The sequence below is a fragment of the Leptotrichia rugosa genome, assembly GCF_041200005.1.
GTDB classification, from domain to species: domain Bacteria; phylum Fusobacteriota; class Fusobacteriia; order Fusobacteriales; family Leptotrichiaceae; genus Leptotrichia; species Leptotrichia rugosa.
Genome location: NZ_CP165644.1, coordinates 1,621,908 through 1,637,782, shown reverse-complemented (window position 1 = coordinate 1,637,782; position 15,875 = coordinate 1,621,908). Strand labels below are relative to the sequence as shown.

The following is a 15,875-nucleotide window of genomic DNA, read 5'->3' as shown; positions in this document are numbered from 1 at the left end:
TTTAATAAGATTATAAAATTTATATTTTTTATCTATTTTCATTATTTTTTATAAGTATTTTTGAAATAGTTATTCAAAGCGCCATAAACATTTCCTAAATTTTCCATTTTTTCTATTTCTTCCATGTCAGGCTCTTTAAAATCTTCGGTATTATCTTTGTTTTTTTTTGTTTCTTCGATACTTTTTAAATTATCGGAAAAGTTTTGAGAGATGGAAATTTCTTCTGAAAAATTATTCTCATCTTTTAATTTTTTTGTTTCAATTTCAACTTTCGTTTTTTTGATTTCTGGCTTTTCTTTTTTTTCATAAATTTTAAAGGTCTGATCAAAAAAAATAAAAAAATCATTTATTGCATTTTCTTCTTTTTCAGTTTTTAAAAGAAGGATTGTCCCCTCAAAAATCGCAATTAAAATTCTGGCTAAACTTTCGGGAGGAATGTCAGAAAACTTTTCCAAAGAAGAATACTTTAGAGTTGTTATAAAAAAAGAAAATCGCAATTCTATTTTTTGGTAAGATTTAACGAGTTCTTCTCGAATTTGATTATTTATATCGGACAATTCCAGTGACAAATTCCCAAGTGGACTTCCGCCATGAAATCTATTGTTCTTTATATTTTCAAAATATTTTTGAAAAAAATCTCTAAATTTTGAAATTGACAAATCATTTACAATTGTGTTAAAAAAATTTATCAAATTTTCAGTATGATATTTTATCACTTCAAATAAAACTTCTTCCTTTGTTGAAAAAAATTTGTAAAAATAGTCATTTGGAATTTTACATTCCTGAAAAATATCAGTTAATTCGGTATTCAAATACCCTTTATAATAAAATAATTTAGCACTTTGCTGAATTATAATTCTTTTTTTTCTTTTCATAAAAGTTTTCCTTTCTTAAAAAACAATCCTTTAGTGATTATCTTAATAATATATTTCAGATCATAAAACAAATTTAACACTAAAAAATTGACTAGCATGCCATTATTAGTATACTAAAAAAATTAATTATTAGCAAGAAAAAAAATTTTATTTATTTTATTAAAATAATTTAAAAAATAAATTTTTAAAAATTCTATTTTAAAAATAAGATAAATAGGTTATAATATAAAAGAATAAAATTAGAAAAATTTATAATAAAAAATTAGGAGGAAAAATAATGTCAATATTAATTTTTGGACATAAAAATCCAGATACGGATACAATCTGTTCGGCATTAGCTTATGCTGAATTAAAAAATAAACTTGGGAAAGATGTAAAACCTGTGAGATTGGGAGAACTTAATGAAGAGACAAAATTTGTTTTGGACTATTTTAAAGTTGGAAAACCTGAACTTGTGACGAATGTCGCTGGGGAAAAAATCATTTTGGTGGACCACAACGAAAGAACTCAAACAGCCGATGGATTTGAAGAAGCAAAAGTTTTGGAATTGATTGACCATCACAGAATTTCTAACTTTAACGTGGACGAACCACTTTATGCGAGAGTTGAGCCAGTTGGATGTACTGCTACAATAATCTTAAAATTATTTAAAGAAAATAATTTAATACCTTCAAAAGAAGTAGCAGGACTTATGTTAAGTGCAATTATTTCTGACACATTGTTATTTAAATCACCAACTTGTACTCTACAAGATACAAATGCAGGGCTTGAGTTAGCGAAAATTGCTGGAGTTAATCCAAACGAATATGGACTTGAAATGTTAAAAGCTGGAACTGCATTAGGTGATAAAACAGAAGCTGAATTACTTACAATGGATATGAAAATTTTTGAAATTGATGGACAAAAAATTGGTGTGGCACAAGTAAATACTGTTAATGAAGCAGAATTGCTGGAAAATAAAAAAGCGTTACTAACAGAAATTAACAATATTATTTCTAAAGAAAACTTGAAATTTTTCATGTTTGTAATTACAAATATTTTGTCAAATGATTCTGTTGCAATTGTTGAGGGGAATGGAGATGCAGTTATTGAAAAAGCGTTTGGACAAAAAGTGGAAGATAACGAAGTTGTTTTAAAAGGGGTAGTTTCTCGTAAAAAACAAATTGTTCCACCTTTGACAAAAGCTATTCAAGATTAAATTTTAAGACAGGGAATAGAAAAAATGGCGATAGTTAAATTAAAAAAAAGAGAAGAGTTGAAGATACTTTTTGCGGTCAGAATGCCTGAAATTGTGTCAGAACTTTATAAAGAAATAAAAAATAAGAAAATAGCTAATTCAAAATTAAAAGAGATTTTGAACATAAAGAAAGACAGAGTTATTAATATTATTGAGTTAGTTGATAGCTTTGAAAATATTTTTTCAGTGCTTGTAATTTATGACAATATTTTAACAGAAAAAGAGCTTTTAAAATATGATTTGGAAATTGAAAGTATTAATTTTAGAATTTTGGATTTAAATTTTAACGGTAAAATTGAGATGGAAAAAATTATTGAGAGCGTTAAAGGTTAAAAAAGGAGGATTTATGAAATTAAGAAAATTGACATTGTTAGTCGGTGCAATGATGTTGTTTGTATTAAATATAATAAATGCAAAAAACATAAAAGTTGGTGAAAAGACAAAAGGAGAAAAAAATTTTGAAAAAATAATGAAAAAATTTGACTTGGAAGCTACAATTCACACAACAAAAGGAGATATTAATGTATTTTTGTATCCTGAAGCAGCTCCTGTAAATGTGGCAAATTTTGTGTTTTTAGCAAAAAAAGGATTTTATGATGGATTGACTTTTCATAGAGTTATTCCAAATGGAATTGTGCAAGGTGGAGATCCAAAAGGAGACGGGACTGGAAGTGCTGGATATAATGTCGACGATGAATTTGTAGATTGGTTAAATTTTAATAATAGTGGGATGTTAGCTATGGCAAATTCAGGAGAAAATACGAATGGGAGTCAATTTTTTATATCATTACAAGGAATGCCATCTCTTAATGGAAAGCATACTGTGATTGGTAGTTTAAAAACAGGTTCTGATCTAGCGATTGCAAAAGTTATAAGACAGGGGGACAAAATTTTGAGCATTGATATAAAAGGGAAAAAAGTTGATGACTTTTTGAGCTATTTTTCTGTAGAAACAGCTGATTGGGAAAGTAAGATGCAAAATAATTAAATATTAAATAAAGTAAACGAAAAAGATTGCCTTAAATTTTTAGCAATCTTTTTTTATATTATTTTTTACATTTCCTTATTTTTTATATCTCATCTTTTTTCTTACTTTTTACATAATCAATAAATTTTTTAAATATTTTGTGGGCATATTTATCTGTAGCTGACATCATTTCAGGATGCCACTGGATTCCTAAGATAAGATTTTGTGTATTTAAATTTTCAATCGCTTCAATAACTCCGTCGCTGCTTTTAGCAATCGGCTTAAATCCAGGTGCTATTTTATTTATAATCTGATGATGAAAGCTGTTTACAAATCCAATTCCACTCTCAAAAATATCGTTTAAAAAACTATTTTTATCAATTGAAATTGAATGAGTAAAGACATTCCATTTAGCTTTTTGAAAATGTTTAATCGAAATATTTTCTGCATATGATAAATCTTGATGTAGCGTTCCGCCAAATATAACATTTATTAACTGGTGTCCACGGCAAATTCCTAAAATAGGCTTTTTTAATTTTTCTGCAGTTTTTATTAGGATTGTATCAAAGTGGTCTCTATCAGGAAAAATTTCTCCTAGCTTTTCTTTGGGTTCTTCTCCGTAAAGCAGTGGAAATACATCATTTCCTCCAGACAAAATAATGGCATCGACATTTTTTACCATTTCTTCAATAATCTCGTCATCTGTGTTGAATGGCAAGACATATGGAACTCCTCCAGCACGAATAACAGAATCAATGTAGCTTTGATCTAAAGAACTGCGCTTATATCCTGCAAAAAGACCATTTTCAAGATGTGTTGTACTTCCTGAAATACCTATGAGTGGTTTTTTCATATTTTTTTCTCCTCTTTTTATGTTATATATATATTAATTTGTAGCTTAATTTTAACATATTTGCAAGTAAAATACAATTTTAGACAAAGTTCTACAATAAAAAAATTCTTAATTTTTAAAAAATTCAAAATATTGATAAAACTAAAAAAATATAGTATAATTAATAGATTAAAGAAGTTCAATTTCTGAAAATCGCATAAATAAATTAATAAAAAAATTTTGTGAAAAATAATGTTAAAAAAATTAAAAATATGGAGGTAGATTATGTACTCATTGGATAAACAGCTAGTTTTGGAAGATGGCAGTGTGTATAAAGGGTATGGAATTGGTGCAGATATAGAAATGGCGGGGGAGGTTGTATTTAATACAGCGATGACAGGGTATCAGGAAACGCTTTCAGATCCATCATATAACGGACAAATTATTACATTTACATATCCACTAATCGGAAATTATGGTATAAATAGAGATGATTATGAAACTATTAATCCTAGCATAAAGGGAATAGTTACACGTGAAATATGCAGAAAACCTTCTAATTTTAGAAAAGAATTTACTTTGGATGAAGTGCTAAAAGATTTGAATATTCCAGGAATTTCCGGGATTGATACAAGAAGTCTGACAAAAAAGATTAGAGAGCACGGAACAATAAAAGGAATTATTACAGGGATTGAAAAAGATGCGCAAAAAGTTGCAGAAAGTTTGAGAAAAAATAACTTGCCAACTAATCAAATTGAACAAGTGTCGACAAAAAAGGCATTTTTGTCTTCAGGACTTGGAAAAAGAGTTGTGCTGATTGATTTGGGGATGAAATCTGGAATTATGAGAGAGCTTAATTTAAGAGGCTGTGACATTATCGTTATGCCGCACGATGCAAGTGCAAAAGAGATTTTAAGGCAAAAACCAGATGGAATAATGCTAAGTAATGGACCTGGGGATCCTGTAGATGTGCCAGAAACAATTAGTACAATAAAAGATTTAATAGGAAAAGTTCCAATTTTTGGAATTTGTATGGGACATCAGCTAATTTCACTAGCTTGTGGGGCAAAAACATATAAGTTGAAATTTGGACATAGAGGGGCTAATCAGCCTGTGAAAAATCTAATTACTGGAAAAGTTGATATTACAGCGCAAAATCACGGCTATGCAGTTGATATTGACTCGCTTAAGGATACAGATTTGGAGCTTACTCACATTGCAGTAAATGACGGGACTTGTGAAGGTGTCAGACACAAGAAGTATTCGGTATTTTCAGTGCAATATCATCCAGAAGCGTCACCTGGACCACACGATCCGAACTACTTGTTTGACCAATTTATTGAAAATATGAAAAAATATAAATATTAAATATGAAAAAGTATATATAATTTTTTAGAAAATATTCTTAAATAAAATGTAACATATTTAAGAGAAACTTTTTTAAATAAAATAAAAATTGAGAATTACTATTTTAAAAAGATTAGGAGTTGTTAAAAAAATGCCAAAACGAAAAGACATAGAAACAATATTAGTAATTGGTTCAGGACCAATAATAATAGGACAAGCTGCGGAATTTGACTATGCGGGAACACAAGCTTGTCTGTCACTTCGGGAAGAAGGGTACAAAGTAATACTTGTAAATTCAAATCCAGCGACTATTATGACAGATAAGGAAATTGCAGACAAAGTATTTATCGAGCCTTTAACTGTAGAATTCGTTTCAAAAATTATTAGAAAGGAAAGACCAGATGCATTGCTTCCCACGCTTGGCGGACAAGTTGGACTAAATCTTGCTGTAGAACTTCACAATTCAGGAGTTCTTTCAGAATGTGGAGTGGAACTTTTAGGGACAAAGCTATCTTCTATTAAACAGGCTGAGGACAGGGAACTTTTTAGAGATTTGATGAATGAGTTAAACGAGCCTGTGCCAGAATCGGACATCATTCACAATCTTGAACAGGCTAGAGAATTTGTTTCAAAAATTGGGTATCCAGTAATTGTCAGACCTGCTTTTACAATGGGTGGAACAGGTGGAGGAATCTGCCATAACGATGCTGAACTTAAAGATATTGTAAGTAATGGGCTTCGTTATTCGCCAGTGACTCAATGTCTTTTGGAAAAATCTATTGCGGGATATAAAGAAATTGAGTATGAAGTTATGCGAGACAGCAATGATACGGCAATTGTAGTCTGCAACATGGAAAATATTGATCCGGTTGGTATTCATACAGGGGATTCAATAGTTGTGGCACCATCGCAGACATTGACAGATAGAGAATATCATATGTTAAGAGATGTTTCATTAAAAATAATAAGAGCATTAAAAATTGAAGGTGGATGTAATGTGCAGTTGGCACTTGATCCAAATTCATTTAAATACTATATAATCGAAGTAAATCCGAGAGTTTCCCGTTCATCAGCTCTAGCTTCCAAAGCTACAGGTTATCCAATCGCAAAAATTGCAGCAAAAATCGCAGTTGGACTTACGCTTGATGAAATTATAAACCCTGTTACAAAAAATTCTTACGCTTGTTTTGAGCCATCACTAGATTATGTCGTAAGTAAAATACCAAGATTTCCATTTGACAAATTTGAGAAAGCTGATAGACATTTGGGGACTCAAATGAAAGCAACTGGAGAAGTTATGGCAATTGGGAGAACTTACGAAGAAAGTTTATTAAAAGCAATTCGTTCGCTTGAATATGGAGTTCATCATCTAGGACTTCCAAACGGAGATGAATTTCAGTTGGAATATATTTTGCGAAGAATTCAAAAAGCTGGAGATGAAAGACTATTTTTCATTGGAGAAGCGCTAAGACGGGGAGTTACACCTGGTAATATTCACGAAATGACAAAAATAGATATGTTTTTCCTTGATAAAATGAAAAATATTATTGATATTGAAGTGGAATTAAAAGCAAATGTTGGAAATCCTGATGTACTTTTATTTGCCAAAAAATTTGGATTTTCGGACAAAGTTATTGCACATCGTTGGAATACGACTGAAGAAGAAGTTTACAAGCTTCGTGAAGAATATAGTATTAAGCCAGTTTTTAAAATGGTAGATACTTGTGCTGCAGAATTTAAGTCAGAAACACCTTATTTTTATTCAAGCTACGAAGATGAAAATGAGAGTATTATTGGAGATAAGAAAAAAATTGTTGTATTGGGATCAGGACCAATTAGAATTGGACAAGGAGTGGAATTTGACTATGCGACAGTTCATGCTGTAAAGGCAATAAAAGAAATTGGATATGAAGCAATTATTGTAAATAATAACCCTGAAACAGTTTCAACTGACTTTTCAATTTCAGATAAACTTTACTTTGAACCGCTTACAGAAGAAGATGTTATGGCAATTATTGAATTAGAACAGCCTGAAGGAGTCGTAGTTCAATTTGGAGGACAGACTGCGATAAATCTTGCTGAAAAATTGGATAAGCACGGAGTAAAAATACTTGGAACTGCACTTGAAGAAATTGATAACGCTGAAAATAGAGATAAATTTGAAGCATTACTTCATAAATTAAACATTCCACAACCGCTTGGAAAAACCGCGTTTGATACAGAAACAGCTGTAAAAAATGCTGCGGAAATCGGTTATCCTGTGTTAGTAAGACCGTCTTATGTACTTGGAGGTCGTGCGATGGAAATCGTTTACAGGGAAGAAGAGTTAAGACATTATATGGAAAATGCTGTAAAAGTGTCGCCTGATCATCCAGTTTTGACAGATAGATATTTAGTTGGAAAAGAAATTGAAGTGGATGCGATTTGTGATGGAGAAACTGTTGTAATTCCTGGAATAATGGAGCATATCGAAAGAGCGGGAGTTCACTCGGGGGATTCGATTGCCGTTTATCCACCACAAAGTTTGACAAAAGAACATATTGACACATTAGTTGATTATACAGTTAGACTTGCAAAAGGACTTAATATAGTTGGACTTCTTAATATTCAATATGTAATCAGTCACGGAGAAGTTTTTGTTCTGGAAGTAAATCCGAGAAGTTCGAGAACTGTGCCATTTTTGAGTAAAATAACAAAAGTTCCAATGGCAAACTTGGCTATGAAAGGAATTTTGGGAGAAACATTGGCTTCTAAGGGTTATAAAACCGGATTGATACCTACTGGAAATAAAGTCTATACAAAAGTTCCGGTATTTAGTTTCCAAAAATTAAAAGATGTGGATACAACACTCGGGCCTGAAATGAAATCAACTGGAGAAGTTATGGGAAGTGATGAAAGCCTTGAAAAATCACTTTACAAGGGATTAATTTCTGCGGGAATAAAAGTAAAGGATCAAGGAAGTGTGCTATTTACAATAAGTGGCGTGGCAAAAGAAGAAGCGTATAAACTTGCTCAAAGATTTTCAAATTTGGGATACAATTTGATGGCGACTGAAAAAACAGCTCAGTATTTTAGAGACAGAGGACTTAGAGTGGAAACTGTCGGAAAAATTAATGAAAATAAATACAAACACAATGTGCTTGACGTAATTTACAAAGGTCATGTGGATATGATTATTAATACCGCAGCTAAGAAAAAAAGTGCGACAACTGACGGATTTAAAATTAGACGAGCTGCGAGTGAACAGGAAATTGCGTGTCTAACTTCACTTGACACAGCTGATGCGCTATTAAAGGTGCTGGAATCTATTTCATTTAATGTAGCATCGATATAAAATAAATTTTTTCAAAAAGAAATAATTTGAAAAAGTTTTTAAAAATAAAAAAATTGGAGAAAAGATGGAAAAAGACAAAGTTTCAATTATAATTCCAATGTATAATGCAGAAAAGTTTATCGCAAGAGCAATAGAAAGTGTGTGCTCACAAACTTATCAAAACTGGGAGCTGCTTATAATAAATGATAAATCGAAGGACAAAAGTTTTGAAATTGCAAATGAGTTTGCAACAAAAGATGACAGAATTAAAATTGTAGATGCAAAAGAAAATGTCGGAGTTGTGAGAGGAAGAAATCAGCTGATAGAAAAGTCAACTGGGAAATATATTGCTTTTCTTGACGCTGATGACTTTTGGCACAAAAAAAAATTGGAAAAGCAGATAAATTTTATGAAAGAAAAGGGTGCCACTATAAGTTGCACTGAATATACAAGGGTTAGGGAAGACGAAACAAAAATAAACGAAGTTGTCATAAAAGAAAAAATTTCTTACAAAGATATGTTAAAAAATAACTATCTAGGCTGTCTTACGGTGATTTATGACGCACAAAAATTGGGAAAAAGATATTTTAAGCAGAGAGATAAAAATGAAGATTATGTGCTGTGGCTGGAAATTGTAAAAGAAGTAAAAGTAATTTATGGACTTAAAGAAAATTTGGCATTTTACAGAGTCTTGGACAATTCTCGCTCGAGTAATAAATTTAAAACAGCAAAAGTCAGATGGGAAATCTACAGAAATGAAGAAAAATTATCATTTTTTAGTGCGATTTACTATTTCATTCACTATGCTTTTTTTGCGTTAAAAAAAAGCAAATAAATTTTTAAAAATAAAGAAGGAGGAAGAAATGGGGGAAAAATTTTTTGACGAAATTGAATTGTTTTTATTTGATATGGACGGCTTGCTATTCGATACAGAAACAATTTATGTGGAATATGGACGTGAAGTGGCTAAAGAAAAGGGTTATACAATAACAAAGGACATTGTGGAAAAAACATCAGGTGTTACAAATGACAAAGCAAGAATATTGTTCAAGGAAGCATTGGGACAAGATTTCCCATATGATGAAATGATGGGTACCGTTAAAAATTATATACTGGAAAAAGCTCTAAAAGGGGAAGTTCCACTAAAACTCGGTGCATTGGAATTGCTTGAATTTTTGAAGAAGAATAATAAACAGATAATTTTGGCAACTTCATCGGATTTACATTTGGCAGAAGCATTGACGGAAAGAAAGGACGTAAAAAAATATTTTTCTCATTTAATAACTGCGGAAGATGTCGTTCACGGTAAACCTGATCCGGAAGTGTTTTTAATAAGTGCCAAAAAAGCTGGAGTCTCTCCTGAAAAAACAGTTGTATTTGAAGATTCGTTCAATGGAATAAGAGCGGCGCATGCGGCTGGGACATTTCCCATTATGGTGCCAGATAAATTGAAACCGACTGAGGAAATTGAAAAGCTGGTTTATAAAAAGTTTGATAACTTAATGGAAGTGCTTGATTACTTTGAGGGGAAGTAAATTACTAAAAATAAAATAGAAATTGATTAATAGGAGTTATTTTATGGAAAGAAAATAAAGTAACTCCTATTACTGTATTGATACTAAATACCCTTTAAAAAGCGAAATTATATTTATTGATTTGTTTAAAGTTTATTGTTCAAATTAAAAATCTTTGTAATTGATGAGTTTTGGTTAATCAATATTACTATTTTCTCTAGAAATAATTTTAGCAACTTCTGCTAATGTTGCATTTTGTAAATCTTGATTTTTAATTTTTGTAATTAGCACATTAGCGAAAAGATTGTTATTACTATCAATTAATTTATTATGAAACTTTAAAGATGCTTTTATCGTTTCAATATACATTTTTATGAAGATAGCCCCAACAAAGTTAGTTAATATACCAGATATAGTTCCGATTAATATTGAAATCACATCTTTATCTTTGAATAACATAATTGAAAGTATTATAATGAAAATTCCTAAAATAATAATACCTATTCCAATTGGAAATAATAATTTTAAGTGTCCTAAATTTATATCATAGTATCTTTTTATTTCTTTTTGATGTTTTTTAAATTGTATTTCAGCCTTTTTTTCATATTGATTTTCTGATATTTCTAATAACTCAATTTCATCATCTATTTCTAAAATACGCTCTTCATTTGATATAATTTTAGGATTTGTCATAAACATAAAGAAAACAAGACTATATACTCCTAAAATAATAAGTATTATTCCGTATCGACGAAAATATATATTATAGGAATAAATATAATTAATAAAAATTAAACTTAACCCCAATAATATATAAGTAGAAGGTATAAAAAGAAAGAAAAAACGTTTTCTTTTTAGAGTGTTAATTTCTTGTTTTAATTCTTCTTTTAATTTTTTTGCATAATTATATCTATTTTTAAAATCATTATTTTTATCCAAATTATCTTCACTCCTTTATAAATTCTTATTGTTAGTTATATTATTTGTAATTAAAATTACTAAATATTATGTTATAATTATTTATAACATATTTAAATAAAAAAGTCTATGTTTAAAAAATTATATCAGAATATATAAAAATTGTAAATTTTAAATTTAGATATGAAATGAAAGTTTGAAATAGAAAAGTTTATAAAAATATAAAAAAGACAATATTGAAAAAATACAACAAATATAGTAAAATAAATAGTAAAAAGATAAAATTTTAGTAAGGTAGATTTTTTAGTTTTTTACGGTTCAGTTTTTTTAAGGAGTAAGAAAATTCTAAAGATTTGGGAGGAATAAATATGGGAAGTAATACTTTTGTAATAGTGGGAACGCAGTGGGGAGATGAAGGAAAAGGTAAAATAATAGATGTGCTGTCTCCAAAAGCGGACTATGTAGTGAGATTTCAAGGAGGAAATAACGCAGGACATACGGTTGTCGTAAATGATGAAAAATTCATTTTGCACTTATTGCCATCTGGAATAATAAATTCAGCTGGAAAGTGTATAATTGGAGCTGGAGTTGTAATTGACATTGAAGTTTTATTAGAAGAAATTGAAGAGCTGGAAAAAAGAGGAAGAAAATTAGATAATTTATTTATTGATGAAAGAGCACATATAATAATGCCTTATCATATTGCAATTGACAAAGCGAAAGAAGAAGCTATGGGAGAAAATAAAATTGGGACAACTCAAAGAGGAATCGGGCCTTGCTATATTGACAAAATCGCAAGAAATGGAATTAGAATCGGAGATTTGCTGGAACCAGAAAGATTTAGAGATAAATTAGCTTGGAATGTGGCAGAAAAAAACGACATGCTTACTAGATATGGAAAAGAAACTTTTGATTTGAAAAAACTTTATAATAAATTTATGAAACTTGCTGAAAAGATTAAATTTAGAATCATTGATGCAGTTGTGGAAATTAACGAAGGGATTGAAGCTGGAAAAGTGGTGCTTTTTGAAGGTGCACAAGCGTTAATGCTTGACATTGACTACGGAACTTACCCTTACGTAACTTCATCATCACCAACATCTGGTGGAGTAACAGTTGGAACTGGAGTTGCACCGACAAAAATTTCAAGAGTTCTTGGAGTTATGAAAGCATACACAACAAGAGTTGGAGAAGGACCTTTTCCAACAGAATTGGAAAATGAAGATGGAGAAACTTTGAGAAAAGTTGGACATGAATTTGGTGCGACAACTGGGCGTCCTAGAAGATGTGGATGGCTTGACTTGGTAATTGGGAAATATGCGGTGTTAATCGACGGATTGACAGATATTGTATTGACAAAATTAGATGTATTGACTGGATTTGAAAAAATTAAAGTTGCGGTTGGTTATGAAATTGATGGAAAAGTTTGTTATTCATATCCTGGAAACTTGAGAAAATCTAAAGACTTGAAAATAATTTACGATGAGTTAGATGGTTGGCAAGAAGATATTACTCAAATAAAAAATTACGAAGACTTGCCAGAAAATTGTAAAAAATATATTGAATATATTGAAAATAAATTGAAATGCCGTGTTTCAATGATTTCAGTTGGACCTGAAAGAACTCAAAATATTTATAGATATGATTTGGGAGAGTTTGTAAAATAGAAATTTTCTAAGGCAAAAAAATTAGGAAAATTAAAAAATTTCAAAGTTGTTAGCATTAAATTAGAAATAAAAATAATTAGGAGGAATTAGAAATGGCAGATATGAGCATATATTCAAATCCGTTGGCGGAGAGATATTCGAGTAAGGAGATGTTGCATATTTTTTCACCTGAGTTTAAGTTTAGAACTTGGAGAAAATTGTGGATAAATTTGGCTGAGGCTGAAAAAGAGCTTGGGCTTGATTTTATTACTGATGAACAAATTGAGGAACTTAAAAAATATAAAGATGATGTGGATTTTGAAGTTGCAGCAAAATTTGAGAAAAAGTTAAGACACGATGTGATGGCTCATGTGCATACTTATGGAGAACAGGCGAAAAATGCAAGAAAAATTATTCATTTGGGAGCGACAAGTGCATATGTTGGGGATAATACTGATTTGATTCAAATTAAGGAAGGGCTTTTGGTTGTTAAAAGAAGAATGCTTACTTTGATTGAAAAAATGAGAGATTTTGCATTGGAATATAAAGACTTACCGACTTTAGGATTTACTCATTTTCAAGCGGCACAACTTACAACGGTTGGAAAAAGAGCGACATTGTGGCTTCATTCTTTGCTTCTTGATTTTGAAGAATTGGAATTTAGATTAGAGCACTTGAGATTTAGAGGAGTCAAAGGAACTACTGGGACTCAGGCTAGTTTTAAAGAATTATTTGAAGGAGATTTTGAAAAAGTAAAACAGTTGGATGAATTGGTTACTGAAAAAGCTGGGTTTAGCAAAAAACAAGGTGTTTCAGGACAAACTTACGATAGAAAAGTGGACGCACAAATCTTGAATTTATTGTCAAATATTGCTCAATCTTCTCACAAATTTACGAATGATTTTAGACTATTACAGCATTTGAAGGAATTGGAAGAACCGTTTGAAAAAAATCAAATTGGTTCAAGTGCGATGGCATACAAGAGAAATCCAATGAGAAGCGAAAGAATTTCATCACTTGCAAAATACGTGATTTCAAGCTCACAGACAGGAGCGTTAGTTTTTGCAACACAATGGTTCGAAAGAACATTGGACGATTCTGCAAGCAAGAGACTTTCGATTCCACAAGCATTCTTGGCGGTTGATGCAATCTTAATTATTTGGCTTAACATTATGGATGGAGTTGTTGTTTATCCAAAAGTAATTGAAGCTAATATTCAAAAGGAATTACCATTTATGGCAACCGAAAATATCATTATGGAATCAGTTAAAAAAGGAATGGATAGACAAGAAGTTCATGAAATTATAAGAGAACTTTCAATGGAAGAAACAAAGGAAATTAAGTTGAATGGAAATCCCAATAGATTAATTGACAGAATTATAAAAGACGGCAGACTGGGACTTAAAGCGCAAGATATGGAAGGAATCTTGGTTTCTGCTAATTATACTGGATTTGCTGGACAGCAGACTGAAGATTTTGTTAAGAATGAGATTAATCCGATTTTGGATAGATATAAGGATGAGATTGTTGAGGATAGGGAAGAATTGAGAGTTTAATTTGAAAAATGAAAAAAGCAAAAAAAATTTCCCTCACAAGAAGCCAGAACATGGCAAGAATAAAATCTAAAAACACTAAACCTGAGATTTATATTCGGAAATTGCTTTATAAAATGGGATATAGATACAGAGTAAACTATTCACAGCTTCCAGGAACGCCTGATATTTTTATTTTGAAATATAATACTGCGATATTTGTGAATGGATGCTTTTGGCATAGGCATAAAAATTGTAAAATTGCAACTTTTCCTAAGACACATACTGAATATTGGGAAAAGAAGTTTAGGAGAAATGTAGAGAGGGATATTGAGGTTCGTGAGAAGCTTTTTGAGATGGATATTAGCGTTATTACGATTTGGGAATGTGAAATTAATAAAATGCGACAGAATGAAGAGTATAGGGGAAAATATCTAAAAATTTTAAGGGATAGGATTGAAAGGGTTTTTAATTATGAGGAAGAGGATATTTCAGTGCAGATGGAAGTTGCAGAGAAAAGTACACCTTACAAATAATAAATTTTATAATTATTAAAAATTAAAATATAAAAATTTTTGATTTTTTTAGAAAAAATAAATTAAAGAAAGAGAGTCGATAAAAATGAAAAAAACAAAAGTATTAGTAACGTTATTGATGCTGTTACTTGTAATTTCGTGTGGAAAAAAAGGAAATGGTAAGGATAAAGGACCTGACTTAAAAAATATTGGGGGAACAAATAAGAAAGTTAATGAAGTTGAAAAATATAATTTGTATATTGAAATTTATAATAAATTGCACAGCTTTGAGAAGACAACTAATTCTTATTTTAAAGAAGTTGGTGCAGAAGCTCAATTTAAAAAGCCGGATGGAAGTGTAAATGCAGATTTTTACGATGTTAAGAATATTATAACAGAATTGGAAAAAGCAATACCGACAAAACCTAAAATGGCAGAACTTGACAAGGCTTCGGAAAATTTACTTGCAGTATTTAAAGAATTGAAACCATTAGCAGATGATATGAATTCTTATTATTCTGGAAAAGACTATACAAGTGACAATTACAAGAAAGCTCAGGAATTTCATACAAAATTTTTAGAAATTCTAAAAAAATATGATGTAGCAGTTTTGGCATTTAGAACAGAAATAGATAAAAAAATAGTTGAGCAAAGGGAAAAGGAAGCTAAGCAACTGCAAAAAGAAGGAAGAACGATTGCGTATAACAGAATGATGATTTTGAGCGTGGGAGAAGAAGTGCTAAATGAAATTAGCAGACAAAAATTAACTGGGGCAAATGTAGTTTCTGGAGATGCTGGCAAATTTAAGGGTTTACAGGAAAAATTGATTAATGTGGTAGCAGAATTTAATAAATCTGTAAAAGATGAAAAACAAATGAAAAAAGAAGGTTATAAAGATTATGATTTAACTGGTTTCACAAATAAAGCTGATAGTTTTAAAGCTAGTTTAGCTAATCTTGTGGAAAGAATTGAAATTAAAAAGCCAATATCAGAATTTGCATTAAGAAATCAATTCTTCTTGGAAAATGAAAAAGGATCACCAGAAAACGTTATTAAATCATTTAATGAGCTTGTAAAAGAATACAATAGTATGAATAAGTAATAATGTTTGTATAAAGCTATACTATTTTAAAATTTAGTATAGTTTTTTATTTTAATAAAATATGTTATAATTTTAAA

The 15,875-nt window shown here is 30.3% G+C and carries 14 protein-coding genes; 11 read left to right on the top strand and 3 right to left on the bottom strand.

All coding sequences use genetic code 11. The features are described 5' to 3' along the window. Positions 1-41: 41 nt before the first annotated feature. The gene (locus AB8B22_RS08110) at positions 42-875 is read right to left on the bottom strand and encodes a TetR/AcrR family transcriptional regulator (protein ID WP_094079905.1); all 834 of its coding nucleotides are present in this window, start codon (positions 873-875) and stop codon (positions 42-44) included. A 277-nt stretch (positions 876-1,152) separates the two neighbouring features. Between AB8B22_RS08110 and AB8B22_RS08105 the strand changes: the two genes are divergently transcribed. From AB8B22_RS08105 to AB8B22_RS08095, 3 genes are read left to right on the top strand one after another with little or no spacing between them, the layout of a single operon-like run. Continuing rightward, positions 1,153-2,073: a manganese-dependent inorganic pyrophosphatase gene (locus AB8B22_RS08105; RefSeq protein WP_369710733.1), complete on the top strand. Its 921-nt coding sequence runs from the start codon at positions 1,153-1,155 to the stop codon at positions 2,071-2,073. A gap of 24 nt (positions 2,074-2,097) precedes the next feature. After that, positions 2,098-2,445, top strand: a complete 348-nt coding sequence (locus AB8B22_RS08100) for a hypothetical protein (RefSeq protein WP_094079907.1) — start codon at positions 2,098-2,100, stop codon at positions 2,443-2,445. Positions 2,446-2,458: 13 nt separating this feature from the next. Further along, a complete protein-coding gene (locus AB8B22_RS08095) occupies positions 2,459-3,100 on the top strand; it encodes a peptidylprolyl isomerase (RefSeq protein ID WP_094079908.1) in 642 nt (213 codons plus the stop codon). Between the two features lie 82 nt (positions 3,101-3,182). Here AB8B22_RS08095 and AB8B22_RS08090 read toward each other — a convergent pair whose 3' ends face one another. Further along, entirely contained in the window at positions 3,183-3,932 is a 750-nt protein-coding gene (locus AB8B22_RS08090; protein WP_369710732.1) for a gamma-glutamyl-gamma-aminobutyrate hydrolase family protein, read from the bottom strand. Positions 3,933-4,196: 264 nt separating this feature from the next. Between AB8B22_RS08090 and carA the strand changes: the two genes are divergently transcribed. The 4 genes from carA to AB8B22_RS08070 all read left to right on the top strand — a co-directional run bounded on the left by carA (position 4,197) and on the right by AB8B22_RS08070 (position 10,106). Next, positions 4,197-5,279 (top strand): glutamine-hydrolyzing carbamoyl-phosphate synthase small subunit, encoded by a 1,083-nt coding sequence (gene carA, locus AB8B22_RS08085; RefSeq protein WP_094079910.1) that lies wholly within the window; start codon positions 4,197-4,199, stop codon positions 5,277-5,279. A 130-nt stretch (positions 5,280-5,409) separates the two neighbouring features. Next, positions 5,410-8,592 (top strand): carbamoyl-phosphate synthase large subunit, encoded by a 3,183-nt coding sequence (gene carB, locus AB8B22_RS08080; protein ID WP_369710731.1) that lies wholly within the window; start codon positions 5,410-5,412, stop codon positions 8,590-8,592. 64 nt (positions 8,593-8,656) lie between these two features. Further along, positions 8,657-9,406: a glycosyltransferase family 2 protein gene (locus AB8B22_RS08075; RefSeq protein ID WP_369710730.1), complete on the top strand. Its 750-nt coding sequence runs from the start codon at positions 8,657-8,659 to the stop codon at positions 9,404-9,406. Positions 9,407-9,434: 28 nt separating this feature from the next. Next, the gene (locus AB8B22_RS08070; protein WP_369710729.1) at positions 9,435-10,106 is read left to right on the top strand and encodes an HAD family hydrolase; all 672 of its coding nucleotides are present in this window, start codon (positions 9,435-9,437) and stop codon (positions 10,104-10,106) included. Between the two features lie 174 nt (positions 10,107-10,280). Here AB8B22_RS08070 and AB8B22_RS08065 read toward each other — a convergent pair whose 3' ends face one another. Next, positions 10,281-11,024, bottom strand: coding sequence for a TRADD-N-associated membrane domain-containing protein (locus AB8B22_RS08065; RefSeq protein ID WP_369710728.1), 744 nt, complete (start codon positions 11,022-11,024; stop codon positions 10,281-10,283). Between the two features lie 347 nt (positions 11,025-11,371). Here AB8B22_RS08065 and AB8B22_RS08060 point away from each other — a divergent pair, with 347 nt between their 5' ends. The 4 genes from AB8B22_RS08060 to AB8B22_RS08045 all read left to right on the top strand — a co-directional run bounded on the left by AB8B22_RS08060 (position 11,372) and on the right by AB8B22_RS08045 (position 15,798). After that, complete coding sequence (locus AB8B22_RS08060; protein ID WP_369710727.1) at positions 11,372-12,670, top strand: adenylosuccinate synthase; 1,299 nt, start codon at positions 11,372-11,374, stop codon at positions 12,668-12,670. Positions 12,671-12,762: 92 nt separating this feature from the next. Next, positions 12,763-14,205 (top strand): adenylosuccinate lyase, encoded by a 1,443-nt coding sequence (purB, locus tag AB8B22_RS08055; protein WP_369710726.1) that lies wholly within the window; start codon positions 12,763-12,765, stop codon positions 14,203-14,205. Between the two features lie 8 nt (positions 14,206-14,213). After that, positions 14,214-14,717: a very short patch repair endonuclease gene (locus AB8B22_RS08050; protein WP_369710725.1), complete on the top strand. Its 504-nt coding sequence runs from the start codon at positions 14,214-14,216 to the stop codon at positions 14,715-14,717. A gap of 85 nt (positions 14,718-14,802) precedes the next feature. Next, positions 14,803-15,798, top strand: coding sequence for a YiiG family protein (locus AB8B22_RS08045; RefSeq protein WP_369710724.1), 996 nt, complete (start codon positions 14,803-14,805; stop codon positions 15,796-15,798). The last annotated feature ends 77 nt before the right edge of the window (positions 15,799-15,875 follow it).

Excerpts from the sequence above, each read along its gene's own strand:
- AB8B22_RS08110 (WP_094079905.1), bottom strand. The coding sequence starts at position 875 with ATGAAAAGAAAAAAAAGAATTATAATTCAGCAAAGTGCTAAATTATTT.
- AB8B22_RS08105 (WP_369710733.1), top strand. The coding sequence starts at position 1,153 with ATGTCAATATTAATTTTTGGACATAAAAATCCAGATACGGATACAATC.
- AB8B22_RS08100 (WP_094079907.1), top strand. The coding sequence starts at position 2,098 with ATGGCGATAGTTAAATTAAAAAAAAGAGAAGAGTTGAAGATACTTTTT.
- AB8B22_RS08095 (WP_094079908.1), top strand. The coding sequence starts at position 2,459 with ATGAAATTAAGAAAATTGACATTGTTAGTCGGTGCAATGATGTTGTTT.
- AB8B22_RS08090 (WP_369710732.1), bottom strand. The coding sequence starts at position 3,932 with ATGAAAAAACCACTCATAGGTATTTCAGGAAGTACAACACATCTTGAA.
- carA (WP_094079910.1), top strand. The coding sequence starts at position 4,197 with ATGTACTCATTGGATAAACAGCTAGTTTTGGAAGATGGCAGTGTGTAT.
- carB (WP_369710731.1), top strand. The coding sequence starts at position 5,410 with ATGCCAAAACGAAAAGACATAGAAACAATATTAGTAATTGGTTCAGGA.
- AB8B22_RS08075 (WP_369710730.1), top strand. The coding sequence starts at position 8,657 with ATGGAAAAAGACAAAGTTTCAATTATAATTCCAATGTATAATGCAGAA.
- AB8B22_RS08070 (WP_369710729.1), top strand. The coding sequence starts at position 9,435 with ATGGGGGAAAAATTTTTTGACGAAATTGAATTGTTTTTATTTGATATG.
- AB8B22_RS08060 (WP_369710727.1), top strand. The coding sequence starts at position 11,372 with ATGGGAAGTAATACTTTTGTAATAGTGGGAACGCAGTGGGGAGATGAA.
- purB (WP_369710726.1), top strand. The coding sequence starts at position 12,763 with ATGGCAGATATGAGCATATATTCAAATCCGTTGGCGGAGAGATATTCG.
- AB8B22_RS08050 (WP_369710725.1), top strand. The coding sequence starts at position 14,214 with ATGAAAAAAGCAAAAAAAATTTCCCTCACAAGAAGCCAGAACATGGCA.
- AB8B22_RS08045 (WP_369710724.1), top strand. The coding sequence starts at position 14,803 with ATGAAAAAAACAAAAGTATTAGTAACGTTATTGATGCTGTTACTTGTA.